The sequence below is a fragment of the Serratia proteamaculans genome (assembly GCF_004684015.1).
Lineage (GTDB): Bacteria > Pseudomonadota > Gammaproteobacteria > Enterobacterales > Enterobacteriaceae > Serratia > Serratia proteamaculans_F.
Window position 1 is genome coordinate 21732 of the sequence record NZ_SRIA01000017.1, and the last position, 17741, is coordinate 39472.

The following is a 17741-nucleotide window of genomic DNA, read 5'->3' on the forward strand; positions in this document are numbered from 1 at the left end:
GTATACTCAGGATAGTCAATTCCAGGATAGTCAATTCAGTTGGTTAACGTATTCCATCATGAACGCGGAGTTTTCTGGCCACGCTTGGTCGGACAACCGCGGGTAAAAAAATATTCAACAAACTGGTTGAATATTAGCCCACCTGTTCTATATTCAACCATATGGTTAAATTATCTTCCTCACAGCTGGACGCCATTTTTCGTGCACTTTCCGACCCAACGCGGCGCGCCATACTGCGTGCGTTGGCCGGCGGTGAGCACAGCATTGGTGAACTGGCCGCGCCGTTGCAGATGTCCTTTGCCGGCGCATCCAAGCATATCAAGGCACTGGAGCTTGCTGGGCTGGTGCAGCGTACCGTGCAGGGAAGAAACCATATCTGCCGGCTTGAACCCGAGCCAATGGCACAGGCCATGCAATGGCTGAAAACCTACGAGCATTTCTGGACAGAGCGGCTGGACGCGTTGGAAATAGCGCTGCTGCAGCCCGAACCGAATCCTCCCAAGGAGTGAACTATGAACGACTACGGCATGATTATTGAAACCGGCACGCTGCGCATTCAGCGGCTGCTGCCCGGCCCGATCGAACGGGTCTGGGCCTATCTGACGGAATCCGACAAACGCGCCACCTGGCTGGCCGCCGGCGATATGAAGCTGGAAAACGGTGCCCAGGTTGAACTGGTGTTCCGCAATTCCGACTTGACCGGTGAGCATGAACAAACACCGGCCAAATATAAAAACCTCAGTTGCAGCGTCAGCAACGTCGGCCATATCACCTGCCTGTTCCCACCGCGGCTGTTGAGCTTTACCTGGGCGGAACAGGGGCAGAATCGCCCTTCTGAAGTGACCTTCGAGTTGACCGAACAGGGTAACGCCGTGCTGTTGACGGTAACCCACCGTCGTCTGGCTAACCGTGACGAAATGCTCAGCGTGGCCGGCGGCTGGCACACCCATCTGGATATTCTGGTCGACCGTCTGCACGACCGGCAACCTCAACCCTTCTGGAGTACCCACGCCAGGCTGGAAGAGGAGTACCGGGCCAGACTCTAATCACCCTTCATCCCGGCGTCTGAATGCCAGATAGCCGGTCACCAGCGTAAAACCGCCGACCAGCAACACCAACAGGATAAAACCGTGGTGATTGCTGGCCAGCGGGATCCCGCCCACATTCATACCGAAGAAACCGGCAACAATATTGATCGGCAGTGCCAGGACGGTGATCACCGTCAGGGTGTACAGCGTGCGGTTGTTCTGCTCCATCTGCTTGGCACCAATCTCCTCTTGCAACAGACGAATTCGCTCGGTCAGGCTGGCAAGGTCGTTCAATACCACGGTGAACTCTTCGGTGAACTGGCGTAAATCCTGCACCACATCGCGGCTCAGCCAGGTCGGCGGCCGATTCAGTAAACGAAACAGCGCCGCCGGCTCCGGTGCCAGCAGGCGTTGAAAACGCAACAGCATGCGGCGCATCCGCCCCAGCTCGGTACGATTACGCTTCACATGATTGCTCAACAGGCGATCTTCAATGGTGTCGACATACTGGTTGGCCTGACGGACCACTTGCTCCAGCACCTCTTCCTGTTCTTCCAACAGATGCGCCAACAGTTCGGTAGAGGATGCCAGTTGCAGCGGCCCCAAACGGCCCAGCAGCCGTTCAATCAAACGCAGCGGTTTGTGCCTTGCCGTGACCACCAACCCGCTACGGCAGTACAACCACAGCGTCGCAATCTCCGGATTGTTCTCTTTGGGGTGAAAAATGACGTCGTTGAGCACCGCAAACAGATCATCGCCCTGGCGCTCAATGCGTGTGGTATGGGAACCGTGACGAATTTCATCAAAGAAAAAATCGGAAATGGCAAAGTGGTTTTTTAGCCATTTTTCTGCGGCCGCATGGTTCAGGTTGAGATGTAGCCAGATAAATCCCTCCCCCGGTAACAACGCCTGCCAGGCCTGGCAAGCCTGCTGCGAAGACACTCGCTGCGGCGGCTCTGCCGTGCGGAACACGTGGCCGTAAATCAGCCCGGTGACCTCATCATCAAAATCAAGTTTGTGTAATTTTTCCGCAACCGTTTGAGCCATAAACCTTTATCCTGAATAACCACACTGATTAATTAATCGGCTTTCGCCTTTATATCAACCTTTAAATGACAACGTTAATTATTTTCACTTTTCTCGATGATTAATATTAGCGTCATAAAAAAGTCACATTATTTCCCAATACTTTGATGGCAGCACTGTACAACATCGTCAGTATTCTAATGAAGTCTATCGGGAAGGTCCTTTATGAGCGATAACAGCGCCGTTCAGGCAGGTGCGCCAACCGCGTCCAGCCTGCCAAAAATCTACCAAAAGAACAGTCGGCTCACTGTTCTTTTTTTTGTTTTTTTATTAGTGCTGGGGATAGCTTTTGCCGGGGTGAATTTATTTAACGACGTCAGCGATGCCGGTGCGGTATATACCAGCTACCTCCCGTTCCTTTTATTGGGGTTAGCGTTGCTGATTGCGCTGGGCTTTGAATTTGTTAATGGTTTTCATGATACCGCCAATGCGGTGGCTACCGTTATTTATACCCATTCATTGTCGCCCATGGTGGCTGTGGTTTGGTCAGGCTTCTTTAACTTTCTCGGTGTGTTGCTCTCCAGCGGTGTGGTGGCGTTCGGCATCATTTCGTTGCTGCCGGTGGAGTTGATCTTGCAGGCCGGTACCGGCAATGGCTTCGCCATGGTTTACGCCCTGCTGTTCTCGGCGATTATCTGGAACCTCGGCACCTGGTGGCTCGGGCTGCCTGCCTCCTCGTCTCATACCCTGATTGGTTCGATTATCGGCGTGGGGGTAGCCAATGCGCTGATCCATGGCCGCACCGGCACCAGCGGCGTCGACTGGGGCCAGGCGATCAAGGTGGGCTACGCCTTGTTGCTTTCCCCGGTGATCGGTTTTGTGTTTGCCGCCCTGCTGCTGCTGGCGCTGAAAGTCTTCGTCAAAAACCGCCAGTTGTACACCGCCCCCAAGGATGACTCACCGCCGCCACTGTGGATCCGCGGTTTGCTGATCCTCACCTGTACCGGCGTTTCCTTTGCCCATGGCTCCAACGACGGGCAAAAAGGCATGGGTCTGATCATGCTGATCCTGGTCGGGACCATGCCGATCGCCTACGCGCTGAACCGCTCAATGCCGCCCGAGCAAATTCCACGCGTCGCGGCACTGGCGGAGGTCACCAAAAACCAACTGTTGAGCCAGTTCCCGCAGGTCAGCCAGACCCCAGCACGCGATGTGCTGACCGGGTATGTCCGTACCAGTGAACTGACCGCAGAAGTGGTCCCTGCGCTGGCGCAGCTGACCGGGGCCATTGGCGATCAAATACGCCAGTACGGCTCGGTCGACAAAATTCCTGCGCAGGCGGTTTCCAACACCCGTAATGATATGTATCTGGCATCGGAAGTGATTAAACACCTGAAGTCGGAAAAACAGCTGCAAATATCCGCGGACTCGCAGCGCAACCTGGACGCCCTGAAAAGCGATCTGGACAGTGCCACTCGCTTTATCCCGTTTTGGGTCAAGGTAGTGGTAGCGATTGCTCTCGGCCTGGGCACCATGGTCGGCTGGCGGCGCATTGTGGTCACCGTTGGCGAGAAGATCGGCAAAAGCCATCTGACCTATGCCCAGGGTGCCAGTGCCGAACTGGTGGCGATGACCACTATCGGTGCGGCGGACATCTTTGGATTGCCGGTCTCCACTACACACGTACTGTCATCCGGCATCGCCGGTACCATGGCGGCCAACCGTTCCGGCCTGCAAATGTCCACCTTGCGCAATCTGCTGATGGCCTGGGTGTTGACGTTGCCGGCCTCGATACTGCTTTCCGCCGGGCTGTACTGGATTTTCACCCATTTCTAAAACCGGGCTAACACGGAGAATTAATTATGGCTATGCATGAATTTGACCGCGACGAAAGCTTCAACCAGCGCCTGCTGCAGGAGTTCTACGACAGCTACGATGAAGAGTTGGAGATGGAGCTGGACGATCTGCGCTTCGACGATACCGAAGTGGATAGCGACCAGAAGAAAGCCTGGCGCAAACAGTATTTCCGCGAGTTGCTGCGCCTGCAGGGGGAATTGGTCAAACTGCAGGACTGGGTAATGCGTACCGGCCACCGGTTGGTGATCATTTTTGAAGGCCGCGACGCCGCCGGCAAGGGGGGCGTGATCAAACGTATCACCCAACGCCTGAATCCACGCACCTGCCGTGTGGCCGCGCTACCGGCACCGAACGATCGTGAACGCACTCAATGGTATTTCCAACGCTTTATTGCCCACCTGCCGGCCGCCGGTGAAATGGTGCTGTTCGATCGCAGCTGGTACAACCGTGCCGGCGTGGAGAAAGTGATGGGCTTTTGCAACGACGAGGAATATGAAGAGTTTTTCCGTAGCGTGCCGGAGTTCGAAAAAATGCTGACGCGCAGCGGCATTCAGATCGTCAAATACTGGTTTTCTATCACTGACGATGAGCAGGAACTGCGTTTTCTCAGCCGCATCCACGACCCGCTAAAGCAATGGAAGCTCAGCCCGATGGATTTGGAGAGTCGCCGCCGCTGGGAGGACTACACCGAGGCCAAAGAGGTCATGTTGGCGCGCACTAACATTCCTGAAGCGCCATGGTGGGTGGTTCAGGGCGTCGACAAGAAAAAGGCGCGCCTGAACTGTATCCGCCATCTGCTGGAGCAACTGCCGTACGAAGAGGCGGAAGGCAATGTCATCACCCTGCCGCCGCGTAAACGCAGCCCGGATTACAACCGTCACCCGGTGCCGGACAATATGGTGGTACCAGAAGTGTATTGATTGATCCAGGGAGGCGGTACGCCGCCTCCCTGACCCCTGCCGGATTCTCATCCCGTTACAACGCCACCCTATTTTCTCCACATTTGCTGTGCAGACTCTTGCTGATATTCATTCACCTTTCAGGATCATAGTCACGTCTGCCATGTCTTTATTTAATTCCCTTATCCGTTGTCCCGCGCGCCGCCTTGGCACTCTTTTGGTTCTCACGCTGTTGTTCATTCAGCCTGCCGCACAAGCCGCTGCGCCGCTGGCGCTGTACTCGAAGTCGGTATTGGTGGTCAACCAACGTACCGGTAAAACGCTGTATCAGAAGCAAGCCAATCGGGTGCAGCCCATCGCCTCACTAACCAAATTGATGACCGCCATGGTCACGCTGGACAGCAAGCGGCCACTGGGCAACAAGATGAGGGTCACCGCCGCCGACCGCGATCTGTTGAAGAAAACCCACTCGCGCCTGACTATCGGTTCTACTCTCAGCCGTCGTGACATGTTGCACATCGCTTTGATGTCGTCGGAAAATCGCGCCGCTTCGGCACTGAGCCGCAACTACCCCGGCGGTCGCAAAGCCTTTGTGGCGAAAATGAATCGGAAGGCACGCAGCATCGGTATGAAACATACCCGCTTCTACGATCCGACCGGGCTGACGCCACGCAATGTCGCCAGTGCCAACGACCTGTTGAAAATGGTCAATCACGCCTACCGTTATCAGACCATTCGCCGCTTCAGCACCGACAAGCAGCAAATCGTGCACCCTGGCCGGGGTCAGTTGGTCTACCACAGCTCTAATGGGCTGATTAACAACCCCGCCTGGAAAATCCAGTTGCAAAAAACCGGTTTCACCGACGAAGCCGGCCATTGCATGGTGATACGCACGCTGATCAAAGGGCAACCGGTGGTGATGATCCTGCTCGGTTCACCGCAGCGTTATGGCCACTATAGGGACGCGATTCGCCTGAAGGCCTGGCTGGAGTCCTGAGCGGGTTCGGGCGCGTTGACTACGTGCCCTTTTGCCATTGTGCGCATAACTAAATCCGTTTTTTATCAATGGAATATCCTATCTCCAATCAATATTAAGCCTGAAGCATTGGGCATGGTATTTGTCATCAATAAATGATGATAAAGGAGCAGGAAAATGGCTTATGCCCTGAGCGTGTTGGAAAAAAGTCCGATTGCCGAAGGAGAAAGCGCCGCCCAGGCGCTGACACGCACGCTGCATTTGGCGCAGCAGGCGGAAATTTGGGGCTACCGTCGTTTCTGGTTGGCCGAGCATCACAATACCGCGCAGCTCGCTTGCCCTTCACCCGAAGTGCTGATCGCCTATTTGCTTGGGCAAACGTCCCATATTCGCATCGGCTCCGGCGGTGTTATGTTGCAACACTACAGCGCCTATAAGGTGGCGGAAAACTTCAATCTGCTGGCGACCCTGGCACCGGGTCGGGTCGATCTGGGCGTGGGCAAAGCGCCCGGTGGGCTGCCACTCTCTACCCAGGCGCTGCAGGCTGCCCACGATCAGCAGAATAAACCGGACTTTCCGCAACAGCTTGCCCAGCTCAACGCCTACCTCAATGATGACGGGCAACCCGGCCTGAGTGCCACACCGCAACCGTCGCAGCCCGCGCAACGCTTCCTGCTCGGCGCCAGCAAAGAAAGTGCCCAACTGGCTGCAGAACATGGCTGGGCCTTTGTATTTGCCGCGCAGCTCAATGGTAACCCGGACGATATTCAGCGCGCACTGGCTCATTACACCGAGCAAAGCGGTGGACGCAAAGCCCTGCTGGCGGTCGCGGTGATCGTCGCCAACACCACTGAGCAAGCTCAGGCGTTAGCCGCCGGGATCCAGCAATACCGGGTGCATGTGACCGGCGGACAGAGCGTGACGGTCGGCAGCCTTGAGCAGGCAGAGAATTATGTTCAGCAGGCCGGAGCTACCGATTACCGTATTGAGCCGCGCGAAAGCCATATCCTGCTCGGCACTGCCCAGCAGGTACGGAGTCAGTTAGATCAATTGCAGCAGCAATATGGCGTGGAAGAGTTTGTGATAGATACGCCGATCAGCGAACCCGTCGCCCGTTTGGCCTCTTTGCAACTGTTGGCTCAGGCCTGAGCCTGCCCAATCAGTTCACCACGGCCCCGGCGCCGATGGCCACGGCCAGATCCTGAGCCACTGCCTCTAACTGCTCCGGACCCAGGTTGGCCAGGCTGACACGGATCGCCGGGCCGCTTTTCAGGCGGAACGGCTCACCGCCCTGCACCAACCAGCCGCGCTGTGCCATGATTTGGCTGGCGGCGGCTTCTGAACGCACCGGCAGCCAGATATGGACCCCTTCACCCGGCGGTAACCGCGAACCGGTCAATTCTTGCAACCGCTCCGTCAACGCATCGCGTCGTTGCTGGTAAGCCTGCTGCGCCCGCACCAGTAAGCCATCACGCTGCGCCTGTATCCATAATTTGGCGGCAATTTGCTGCAGAATATGGCTAACCCAGCGTTCGCGTATGTATTGGTCCGCACGCATTGCCTGCAACAGTGGCGGCTTGCCACAGGCCAGCGCAATGCGCAGATCCGGGCTGAGAAACTTGCTCAGTGACAGTACATACAAACCATTGTCTGCCGTAAACGGCAAATTCAGTGGCTGTTGCGATAGCGGCCCCCAGAAGTCATCGACAATCGCCAGACAACCCGGATTTTGGGCCAGGAACTCACGCCAGTCGTTGGCACGAGTAGCACTAAGCGACATACCGGTTGGGTTCTGTGCACGTGGCGTCAGGATCACCGCGCAACCCTGCGAACCCGCGTCCTTTTCCGGCAAGCGGCACCCTTGTTCATCCACCAGTAACGGCAGCGGTTTAAGACGAAGATGCCGCAACAGCGTCAGTAACGGTGGCCAGCAGGGATCTTCCACCCACACCGAAGCCCCTGGTGCAGCATGGCTGCGCAGCGCCTTTTCAATGGCATCCAGCGCCCCGGAAAACACCGCCGTCTCACCCAGTTCCGCCCCCTGTTGGCTCAACCAGTCAGCGGCAAGCTGGCATAGCGCAGGTAAATCACCGCTGATGTCATAGCCATTCTGCTGTGGGAAAACGTCAGCGGCACTCAGAGACAACGCCGGTAGCAAGGTGCCATCCAGATTGCCGCTGGCCAAATCACGCATGCCTTCGGGTACCTGCCGAACGCTGCGTACTGTCTGCAAGGGTTGCTCCAGTACCTGAGTACCGGCACGCCCGCGGGTCGCGACCAACCCGGCATCACGCAGCTTGGCATAGGCGCTGGCGACGGTATTGGGGTTGACGCCCAGCTCACCGGCCAGTTGACGCACCGGCGGCAACAGGTCACCCGGCTGTAAATCCCCCTGCTTGATCTGCGTGCTGATCTGTTCAGCAATCTGGACAGCGCTGCCGCCTTTTGCATACAATGAACCCATACATAAAACCTTTTTGTATTAGTTCAAAACAGATTACCTGTTTGGAACGGAAAAGTTAAGGGGTAAAGATGGAAAAACATTACGTACTCGATATTCAACACGGCGGCAAAGCTTTCGCCCGCTTGCAGATGTTCACCCCCTGGGCCAGCGACCAACTGCAACAAGCCCAGGCGCTGTTTCCTGCCGAACAGGGCTACCGGTTGCAAATCAGTCAGGTCAAACAACGCCGGATCATTTACCAAAGCGGCACCGACGGCATTACCATCCTCGGCGATACGCTGGAACTGGAACCTTCCCCCCACACCATCGAGGTGCAGCAATGAAGAAAGTGGTCGCTATCCGACATGTCAATTTTGAAAACCTCGGTATTCTGGGTTCGCTGCTGTCATTACGCGGCTATCAGATTGATTATTATGATGCCGGCCGTGACGATATACGTGCCATCAATAATGAGGAAACCGACCTGTTGGTGGTGCTGGGTGGACCGATCAGCGCGGCACAACATTTTGCCGGCCAGCAACACTATCCGTTTCTAAACGATGAATTAGCACTGGTAACACAGCGGCTACAGCAAAAACGGCCTACGCTGGGCGTCTGTCTTGGCGCGCAGGTGATAGCTCAGGCCCTGGGGGCCGAGGTGATTTCACTCGGCGAGAAAGAGATCGGTTTCGAGCCATTAATGCTCACAGAGCATGAAGACTCGGTGCTGGCCCCCCTGGGGACAACGCCGGTGCTGCACTGGCATGGGGATATGTTTATGATCCCAGAGGGCGCGACCTGTCTGGCCGGAACCGAAGTTTGCCCTAATCAGGCATTTGAGTATCAGGATTTCGCCCTTGGGCTACAGTTCCATCTAGAGGCCGATCATCACGATCTCGAACGCTGGTTGGTGGGCCATGCCTGCGAGCTTGAGTTAGCCGGCATTTTGCCACAGCGCTTGCGTCAACAGGCCGCTCGCTACGGTACAGAATTAGAACAGCGCGCCCGTCAGGTATTTACGCGGTGGCTGGATAAAATCGAACCAAGGATGTTATAGATGCAACAGATTTCTCAATTACAACCGCCGCAGATTGACGTGATCAGCATTCAATCGCAGGTGGTGTACGGCAGCGTTGGCAATGGCATTGCCTATCGTACCCTGCTGAAAAAGGGGTTGGAAGTACTGCAGGTGCCCAGCGTATTGTTTGGCTGTCCACCCTATTACGGCGCGCCCAGCGGCGGCGTAATACCCGCCGAGTGGTTCAGCGGTTTTCTCGAGGATTTACTGACGCGTGGTGTGATGACACGCACCCGGGCAGTAATCATCGGTTATCTGGGCGACGTCGGCCAATGCCATTTCCTGCATACCTGGCTACAGCGTGTGCGCGTTATCAATCCGCAGATAAAAATCTATATCGATCCGGTAATGGGTGATTACGGGGAAGGTGTCTATGTCGATGAGCGCATCGTCGGTTGTTATCGCTCACCGTTCCTGCAATTGGCTAACGGCCTCACCCCCAACGGTTTCGAACTGGAGCAGCTTTGCGGGCATCCGCTGACCAGCCTGGAGCAAACGCAGCATGCCGCACAGGCGTTATTGAATGACACCACCGAGTGGGTGTTGGTGACCAGCGCGCCGGGCGTGGCGGAAAATGACGAGCAGATTGGCTTACTGTTGGTCAGCCGCGACAAGGTGCAAAGCTATACCCATCCCAAGATCCAGTCGAAGGTAAAAGGCACCGGCGACATGTTCGCCGCGTTGCTGGTCAGCCATTTATTGCACGGAAAGGACCTTAATAGCGCAATCCTGACCGCCAGCAGCGAGGTCTGCGCTGTACTGACTGAGGCGGAGCATTTCGGTTTGGAGGAAATTGGCAGCTTGCGTGCTTTGAAATAGGACTGGGAGTCGGGATAGAACTCAGTACTGATATCAGCAGAAGCTATATTGATTTTGATGGTATTCACCCTGCGTGGATAAGATCCACACAGGGTGCTACAGATAGCTCAGAAGGCAGTAAAGGAGTCTTTATTGAGTTGTGACGATTTTTTAGTGATTAGTCTAAGAAATCATCGTTCTCTAGGTAATAAATTGCAGCATCAAGCATGTCATCTTTAGATGCCTGCTGGTTATGTTTTAGCTTGTTGATGACTATATCTTTAAATATTGGAGACTCAAGGAAAGTAGATTTATCCTCCTCCATTTCAAACTCTTCGTCATCGTTTTCGGACAGATAGTAATCTCGGTTCAATAAATCAGATTTTGAAGAAGTATCAACATCATGATCTATAAAGATCCATCCAGAATTTGGCAAAGAATCGTACACTTTTAACAACTCAGCAAAACCGTTAATAACCTTCATATTTAATCCTTATCGTCTACAACTGGTGCCGCCACCCCACTTATTACGACCACCCAAGCCATCAGGGTGATATATCTTGTGGTAATCTCTATGGTCAGGGCGATCAACCAGTTGCAAAGAACCTGGTACATCACCATGATGCCAAGTCGTCTCCGGTGGTGATGCCCTCTGAGGTTATATTTAATGATTTACAATAAAAACAATAAGTTACATAATTAATCATCAAATTCAAAGCTTTCTTTGGCTAATTGATGTAGTTCTCTGTATTTATATTCCCATTCTGAATACCCGTCAGGTTCGTCAGAGCTTATGCCTTTATCCCAATATCTCTCACCGTAAGCAATTAACATCGCCCAATGATATTCTGTCTCATGACTCCGTAGCGTAACCGCTATATAATTATTTATTGGATTATTAACCAATGAAGATGACATTACTAGCCTTTCGGCCTCTTCCTCGCTTTTATTTGTATATTTTACAATTATTGCCTTAATCACATTCACCCATGTTTTAAAGTTAAAGATTACAACTTCACCGTCATCATCTTCAAAACGTAGCCCATCTACCATATTTTCTTTACTACTCACTTTGAACACCCTCCCACTTTGTATTTATCGAACACTCCGGCGGCTTTTTTTGAATAAACAGAAAACTGGCTACCTTTAGGCTTTGGAGGTGCTCCTTTCCGGACCTGAGCAAGGTTGCGCAACATAGGTCCATGAACCGCATCGTAATTATGTGATAGGGTACCATTTCTTCCTTCCGTTACAAATTTCGCCCACTCACTATCGGCAGAACTAAATGTTTTTATATTAAGTTTTTCCAATTCAGAATTTGGAACATCAAACTGAGTCACCGCAGGATGATTCCTCATCTCAGCCCATTCTATCGCTTGAGATTTATCTGTAGTCACATAGAATCCTCCCCTTCCTTGCGGATCGAAGTCTAATTTACCGCGCCCCATCGAAGGGTCTATGGCGCCTTGAATATCGCCAGCATGGTAGAAGGTTGTAACATTCTCAGACGCTGTTAAACCCAGCGGATCCACCCAACCATAAGGATTAGGGGCATACTGGTACAGGTTCATCCCCCCACTCAGGCCAATCGGATCCTGTGTGGTGAATCTGCCGACCTCCGGCTCGTAGTAACGGAACAGATTATAGTGTAATCCGCTTTCATCATCCTGATATTGCCCCGCATAGCGCAGCGGCTGGTCGTAGACAGCCCCTTTGCGGCGTTCGGCACCCGCCACCGTCTGGCCTGTTAGCTTACCGAAGGTGTCGTAGTTGCCGGACCAGCGCAGATTACCTTCGACGTCGGTTACTTCCAACGGTGCGCTGTTGAGATCGGTGTGCAACCAGTAGATGTCCGCCTGCGGCCCCTCGCCAACCTGTTCTAGCGCCGCCAGCGGCGTCCATGGGCTGGCAGGATCGTAACTCCAGGTTCTGCGCGTGCCGTTGTCACGCTGCTCTTGCAGCAAGCGATATCCCTGCCACAGAAAGCGTGTCGTTTCCGGTGTTTTTCCCTTGTAGCTCACCGTTTTTCGGCTGCGTCGGCCCAGCGCATCGTAATGATACTGCGCCTCAAACTCGCCCTGCGGGCCACGGCCATGGGCCTGTATCAGCCGGTTGTCGGCATCGTAGCGGTAATGTTGTTCATACATCCCGTTGCGCCGGCTGACCAGATTGCCCCAGGCGTCGTAACGGTAGAATAACTGCTGCCAGTGCGACAATCGGTTACTGACGATGGGTGCCAGCGGTAAATATCTTTCGACATCGCTGTCCGGGCCTTTCTCGCCCAACAGGTTATCGGCAGCGTCATACACCAGTCTGCGGGCAGGTTTGCCAAGATTCTGCTCGCGGTGCTGCAACAAGCGCCCTTCAGCGTCATAACCGTAATGCACCTCGCCGCGCAGCGCATCACTGACGCCCTCAATCTCACCCCGGCCGGTATAACGGAATACCCTCCACAACACACCGTCTTCCGGTTTGGTTATCTGACCCCCACTGCTCTGCCAGGTTCTGCGCCCCAACGCATCATACTGGCGATGCTGCTGCAACGCGCCCTGCGTGCGGCCAGTTTCCCGGTGCAGGCGGTCACGGGTGAATTCACTCACCAGTTGCTGGTTAAATTTCACCGCGCTGGCGTGGCCGGAACCATAGTAGAGCCACTGCAACTGGTCTCCCTGTGGCAGAGTCAGCGTCTGCAGGTTCGCCAGCGCATCCCACTGATAACCCAGCTCACCGTTGACGCCCTGTTCCGTCAGCAGATTGCCGGCGGCATCGTATTGCAACTGCACTCGGTCAGTTTCAATCCCCAACGCCGCGCCGACGGCTGTTGGCGTACGCGTCAGCGTATTCAGCCTGCCCGCAGCATCATAGTGATACTGCCATTGGGCACTGTCGTTACCGCGCCAGACCAGTTGGCCCGCTTCGTCATATCGGAGTTGGTGCAGGCGCTGAACTGGAGATACCGAGGTATCCAGCGGCCCGGTTTCCCGGTGTTCGCTCAGTTGGCCATCGGGGCCATAACGATAAAAGTGGTCAGTATTGTCCGGGCGGCGCTCCCCCGTCATACGGCCGACGGCATCGTGGCTGAAGTGATAGTTCCCACCGTTGCCGTTCTCAATGTTCGTCAACCAGCCCCGGTTATTGTAATGGTAGTAGCGCGTCCGGTTGATGCGGTCAGAGATGCTGACCGGCTGGCCCAACAAGTTATACGCCCAGTGGGTTTCGCTGCCGAGTGCGTCCTGATGACGGGCCAGTTGGCCCTGTGCATTCCAGGCGAAGTGCTCTTCGCTGCCGTCCGGATGTTGTAGCGTTCGCAGGCGACCGGCAGCATCCCAACGGTATTGAGTCCGGTTGCCCTCCGCATCGGTACGCTGTGTCAACTGGCCGAGCACGTCATACGCATAGGTGGTGACGCTGCCGGAACAGTCGGTATAACGCGTCAACAGCCCCTGACTGTTCCAGTCAAGTCTCACCACGCCCCCCAGAGCGTCGGTGATGCGCACCGGCAAACTCTCTTCCGTATCGGGGTAGTCGTAGGAAGTCGTATTCTCCAGCGCATCAATCTGTCTGGTTAGTCGGCCCTGAGTATCCCAATGCTGAAACGTCTGGCTGCCGTCTGGGGAGGTCACTGAGAACAACCGGCCGCTGTTGCGGGAATACTGGTAGGTCGTTTTGCGGCCGAGTGGGTCGGTTTCACTCAGCAAGCGACCATAGTTATCCCATTCGCTGTATCGCTGAGCGCCGCCCGGCAAGACCACGCCACACAACTCACCTCGCTCATAGATAAATGCCGATTTACGCCCGTCAAAATCCGTATACTGCGCCACGTTGTCGTCGTCATCCAGTTGCCACAACGCCTGTTTACCGTCATCACGCACCGCTCGCCGCCCACCACCGACAAAATCGTAGTGCAATGCCAGTTCTTCGCCGGCACTGTGACGCCAGGCGGTGACCCGGGGTAATCCTTCAATCTCCTGCCACAGGTATTCATTGAGCAACCCGTTTTGATCCTGGTGGCTGGCCATCAGCCCATCACGCCAGCTAAAGCGCCGGGTGATTTCACCGGCACCATTGGTCACTGTGATCAGTTGTCCTTCATCATCGTAGCCGTAGCTGACCAGCGGCCGTTCTCCGTCATTGCAGTGCAGCAATACGGCACAGAGGCGGGACAAGCCATTAACGGTGACCAAATAACGACAGCTCAGACGCTGGCCGGCACTGTCGACCAACTCAATCAGTTGGCCGTGGTCATCATAAAACAGCGAAGTGGTGTTGCCGGTGGCATCGGTCAGCATAGATAACCGGCTCGGCTGTTCGCCGTCCAGGCGCGGGTAGTGGTAGCTTTGCTCGCCAACATCGAACAGTTGCCAACTGCCGTCGGGGTTGTGCATCAGCCAGCACTTTTCGGCTTCGCAATAGGTTTTGTGACCACGGGGTACCATCGGGAAGGAAACGTAATCACCGGACGGTGCGCGCCACACCAGGCCATCTTGATAAGGAATCAGGCTGCTTTCCCAGAACAGGCTCCAGCCGCGACCCAACACGCTGTCACCGGGGTTGCCGCTGCGCCAGTAACGCTGCCAGGCTACCGGCAGACGTGATGGCAGCACAAAATCCAGTTCATCATCGCCGGATAAAAACTTCTGGCCACTGATGATATCCACCGGGCGGGCAATGATGCCTGCGGCGGCCGTGGCGGTCATCAAGGTGCCAAAACGGCAGGCAATCCGCCCCAGTTTGTTGATGCCGGGCAGCTTGCTCAGCATTTTACCCAGTGCGCCCAATTTGCTTGCTGCACCGCCGACACCACCGACCAGTCCGGCAAATAGCAGTGTCAGGTCAGAGGCTTTGTACAGCCAGTCCGGCACTTCGGGTTTAATTGGCAGCGTGGTGACGGTTCCGCCACCAATCAACACATTGGGCGAACCCTCCATCACCTGCGCGTCGCAATTGGTTTTATCGCCCACGCGGGAAGCAGGCTGGTCGTTGATACTGACCTTGTCGGAGCCCTGCGCCATCTGCATGCTCGGGCCGTCATCGCTGCAGGCGACCTGGCTAAGGGTAGCGATCGCGGCAGGTTTGCCGTTGATAAATACATTGGGGGAACCGGTAACGATCTTGCCTGTCGGCGACAAGCTGCCGGCACCGGCATCGGCAATGCCGTCACGGGCCGCGGTGGCCGCCTCCCCGGTGAGGTAACCCACCGCCAGGCTGGCACCAATCAACAACACACCGACACCGATACAGGATGCGGCCAGTCCGGCGACGAACAAGGCACCGGCTGCTACCGCACCGGCGGCGGCGATCAGGCCACCGACTATTGTGCCGCCAATCATACCGGCCAGGGCATGGGAATGCCCGATGGTATCGCCGACGCGTGCCGCTTCACTCATAAATGTTCCTTATGGCTGACCGCTTACGTCCGGTGTCTGCTGATAGCTGTCCAAAACCTGGAGCAACAAGGCTTCATCTTGAGGTGCCAGTTTACGGGGTTGCGCGAGGGTAAATACCAGTACACGTCCATCCGTCAGCGCGAACACCGCCTGACGTTGCCAGATGCGTTTGCCGTCGCGCAGGTAGCTGGCATGCACAGACTCCCCTGGTAAGCCGCCTCTACCCAAGGTCACCGGCTCGCGCCCCTTCAGTACCCAGCCTTTGAGACTGACAGACAGGGTTTCCAACTGACGCGTAATGTAACCGTTCAGGGTTTCATCAGGTTGCAATGCATCACGGGAAATATTCAGAGAGGGGGAGATATCATCACCGGCCAACAGCACGTTGACGGTGCGATCGCTGTAGCCTTCCGGCAGAGCAACACTGCCTTCGGTAAAGGTACAACGGGAATAATCAGGCATCACGCAGAGTCCTTTTGCTTAACGAAGTCTTAAGCATCGCATAACAAAAGGACAAATGAAAATTCAATATTAATCGGTATGATTAACATTAAGAGAGGGGGATAGGATGAGGTTCCGCACCCTGCCAGGCCGCGTCTGGGTATCGGAACCCTCTGGATACTGCGTTTAATGAAAAGAGATGGCGAACGCGACGCCGCTTATCAGCGTTTTTTCTTTTTATTGAAATCCAATTCGAACGCAAACACCGCGCTCTGAATTTTTCTTTCCATTGCCAGGCCCAGCTTCATAAAACGGCACGACAGGCGCGAGAAGTTCACTTTATTGTCGTCGTCATCCAGCTCATGATCTTCGTTAATGACCACCAGTTCCATATTGACCTTGAAACTGCCGTAGCTGCCAAGATCCAACAAAGCTTTTTTGAACTGGAAACCGGGCTGGAGGTTTTCCGGCAGTGGCCCATCGACTCGCAAACCAACGCCACCAGCGGAAAGATCGTGGATCCTCAGCTGGTACTCGCTGCCATCAGCATATTCGCCGCTGCAAAGAAACTCACGCCAGTGGGGAGTGGTGACACGAAATTGACGACGGCGCTGGATGTAAACCAGTTCTTTCGGCAATCGGGTTGAACAGGCATTAACCCCTTGATGGTCGGTAAACTCGGCCTGACCTACACAGAACTCGATCTTCGCGTCATGACTTTCAATCACAATGGTACATTCGCCGTCGACCGTTGTGTCCGCCTCATCGCCGCTGAACACAATATTATCCGGTCCGACGCTCAACAGCAGACTTTGAAACTGCTGCTGATCATTGACGACCTTCAGTGGCGTGCGCTGTTTACAAATTTCACGCAGTATCGCCAGTACTTCGAAACGCTCCTGCTTGATAAACAATCCGTTATCATTCTGCTCCACTCGTCGCTCCTGACTCTTCCCAATGACGCTTTACACGTTCCTTACAGTTATCATCACTGGGAATATTCCTAAAGTCAAATTTGCCAGCGATGCCAGGCCTGTGGCAACAGTCTGGCGAAGCGTTTTGCCCAGGCTTGTTGACCCTGTTGGTCGGCGATTAAATCCTGGCGGATCTCAATGCCAACATAAGGCAGTTGGCGGCGTTCCGCATGCACCGGCAGCGTGTAATCGGTGGCGTCGGTCATGGCATAAGGTTCATTGACGCCGACCTGCAAGTCCCCTTCCTCTCGCAGCAGCTCGGCCAGCAGCAGAGCAAACTCCGGCTGGCGGTTAAACAACAACCCCACCTGCCACGGCCGTTCGTTACCTTTAAACACCGGCGTGAAGCTGTGCATGGCGATAATCGCCGTAGGCAACCCGCTGCGCTGCCGTTCATCCAGATGGTCGGTTATCGCCTGATGATAGGGCCTAAAAATTTCATGCTCGCGCGCCTGCGCATGATTGCCATCAATTCCTATATTGCCGGGGATAGTTGTCAATTCCGACAGTTGGGGGATAGAGCTGGCGATGCCGGGCGTGCGGTTACAGTCAATCACCAAACGTGAGTAACGCTGATGAATCAAGGTGCTGTCCAACTGGCGGCCAAGATGACGTGAAACCTTTAATGCACCGATATCCCAACCAATGTGACGGTCGATTTCTCCAGGCGGCAGGCCGAGATCGCCCAACTGTTGGGGTATCGCCTGGCCGGCGTGATCGCAGAGCAATAAAAAGGGCGCAGCCCCCCTGGGCGTTTCAATCGCCACGGCGGCGGGATCTTCAGCGGATAACAAAGACGAGGAAAACGACTGAGGCATGAAAAACTCCGGTGGC

The 17741-nt window shown here is 55.0% G+C and carries 17 protein-coding genes and 1 pseudogene; 9 read left to right on the top strand and 9 right to left on the bottom strand.

The annotated features are described in order from the left end of the window. Positions 1 to 161 precede the first annotated feature (161 nt). Both E5C26_RS12995 and E5C26_RS13000 read left to right on the top strand, forming a co-directional pair. Positions 162 to 509 carry an ArsR/SmtB family transcription factor gene (locus tag E5C26_RS12995; protein ID WP_012145284.1) on the top strand — a complete coding sequence of 116 codons (348 nt, stop codon included), beginning with the start codon at positions 162 to 164 and terminating at the stop codon, positions 507 to 509. A gap of 3 nt (positions 510 to 512) precedes the next feature. After that, on the top strand, positions 513 to 1046 hold the full coding sequence (locus tag E5C26_RS13000) for an SRPBCC family protein (RefSeq protein ID WP_135316699.1): 534 nt from the start codon (positions 513 to 515) through the stop codon (positions 1044 to 1046). Here E5C26_RS13000 and E5C26_RS13005 read toward each other — a convergent pair whose 3' ends face one another. Beyond that, entirely contained in the window at positions 1047 to 2075 is a 1029-nt protein-coding gene (locus tag E5C26_RS13005) for a transporter (RefSeq protein ID WP_135316700.1), read from the bottom strand. Positions 2076 to 2279: 204 nt separating this feature from the next. Here E5C26_RS13005 and E5C26_RS13010 point away from each other — a divergent pair, with 204 nt between their 5' ends. The 4 genes from E5C26_RS13010 (at position 2280) to E5C26_RS13025 (ending at position 6935) form a co-directional block, all read left to right on the top strand. Further along, complete coding sequence (locus tag E5C26_RS13010; RefSeq protein WP_135316701.1) at positions 2280 to 3890, top strand: inorganic phosphate transporter; 1611 nt, start codon at positions 2280 to 2282, stop codon at positions 3888 to 3890. Positions 3891 to 3916: 26 nt separating this feature from the next. After that, complete coding sequence (gene ppk2, locus E5C26_RS13015) at positions 3917 to 4831, top strand: polyphosphate kinase 2 (protein WP_135316702.1); 915 nt, start codon at positions 3917 to 3919, stop codon at positions 4829 to 4831. 142 nt (positions 4832 to 4973) lie between these two features. Continuing rightward, the gene (locus E5C26_RS13020; protein ID WP_135316703.1) at positions 4974 to 5807 is read left to right on the top strand and encodes a serine hydrolase; all 834 of its coding nucleotides are present in this window, start codon (positions 4974 to 4976) and stop codon (positions 5805 to 5807) included. Between the two features lie 156 nt (positions 5808 to 5963). After that, a complete protein-coding gene (locus E5C26_RS13025; RefSeq protein WP_135316704.1) occupies positions 5964 to 6935 on the top strand; it encodes an LLM class flavin-dependent oxidoreductase in 972 nt (323 codons plus the stop codon). A 10-nt stretch (positions 6936 to 6945) separates the two neighbouring features. On the opposite strand, the gene E5C26_RS13030 is transcribed toward E5C26_RS13025, so the two are convergent. After that, entirely contained in the window at positions 6946 to 8250 is a 1305-nt protein-coding gene (locus E5C26_RS13030; RefSeq protein WP_135316705.1) for an aminotransferase class I/II-fold pyridoxal phosphate-dependent enzyme, read from the bottom strand. 68 nt (positions 8251 to 8318) lie between these two features. Here E5C26_RS13030 and E5C26_RS13035 point away from each other — a divergent pair, with 68 nt between their 5' ends. Genes E5C26_RS13035 through pdxY form a run of 3 tightly spaced genes read left to right on the top strand, consistent with a single transcriptional unit; the run spans position 8319 to position 10126 of the window. Continuing rightward, entirely contained in the window at positions 8319 to 8573 is a 255-nt protein-coding gene (locus E5C26_RS13035) for a hypothetical protein (RefSeq protein ID WP_135316706.1), read from the top strand. Further along, positions 8570 to 9286 carry a glutamine amidotransferase gene (locus tag E5C26_RS13040; RefSeq protein ID WP_135316707.1) on the top strand — a complete coding sequence of 239 codons (717 nt, stop codon included), beginning with the start codon at positions 8570 to 8572 and terminating at the stop codon, positions 9284 to 9286. The genes E5C26_RS13035 and E5C26_RS13040 overlap by 4 nt, the downstream gene beginning before the upstream one ends. After that, on the top strand, positions 9287 to 10126 hold the full coding sequence (gene pdxY, locus E5C26_RS13045; protein ID WP_135316708.1) for a pyridoxal kinase: 840 nt from the start codon (positions 9287 to 9289) through the stop codon (positions 10124 to 10126). Positions 10127 to 10283: 157 nt separating this feature from the next. Here the strand turns inward: pdxY and E5C26_RS13050 are convergent, their stop codons facing one another. The 7 genes and pseudogenes from E5C26_RS13050 to E5C26_RS13080 form a co-directional block, all read right to left on the bottom strand. Beyond that, positions 10284 to 10589 (bottom strand): DUF7716 domain-containing protein, encoded by a 306-nt coding sequence (locus tag E5C26_RS13050; RefSeq protein ID WP_135316709.1) that lies wholly within the window; start codon positions 10587 to 10589, stop codon positions 10284 to 10286. Positions 10590 to 10598: 9 nt separating this feature from the next. Then, positions 10599 to 10745: pseudogene (locus tag E5C26_RS13055) on the bottom strand (HNH endonuclease); the annotation flags it as partial. 59 nt (positions 10746 to 10804) lie between these two features. Further along, complete coding sequence (locus E5C26_RS13060) at positions 10805 to 11176, bottom strand: hypothetical protein (RefSeq protein WP_135316710.1); 372 nt, start codon at positions 11174 to 11176, stop codon at positions 10805 to 10807. Beyond that, complete coding sequence (locus E5C26_RS13065) at positions 11173 to 15492, bottom strand: RHS repeat-associated core domain-containing protein (protein WP_135316711.1); 4320 nt, start codon at positions 15490 to 15492, stop codon at positions 11173 to 11175. Before E5C26_RS13065 ends, E5C26_RS13060 begins: the two co-directional genes overlap by 4 nt. Positions 15493 to 15501: 9 nt before the next feature. Next, the gene (locus tag E5C26_RS13070) at positions 15502 to 15954 is read right to left on the bottom strand and encodes a DcrB-related protein (protein WP_135316712.1); all 453 of its coding nucleotides are present in this window, start codon (positions 15952 to 15954) and stop codon (positions 15502 to 15504) included. A 200-nt stretch (positions 15955 to 16154) separates the two neighbouring features. Further along, positions 16155 to 16868 (bottom strand): flagellar brake protein, encoded by a 714-nt coding sequence (locus tag E5C26_RS13075; protein WP_135316713.1) that lies wholly within the window; start codon positions 16866 to 16868, stop codon positions 16155 to 16157. Between the two features lie 74 nt (positions 16869 to 16942). Next, the gene (locus E5C26_RS13080; protein ID WP_135316714.1) at positions 16943 to 17725 is read right to left on the bottom strand and encodes an N-formylglutamate amidohydrolase; all 783 of its coding nucleotides are present in this window, start codon (positions 17723 to 17725) and stop codon (positions 16943 to 16945) included. Positions 17726 to 17741: the final 16 nt, after the last annotated feature.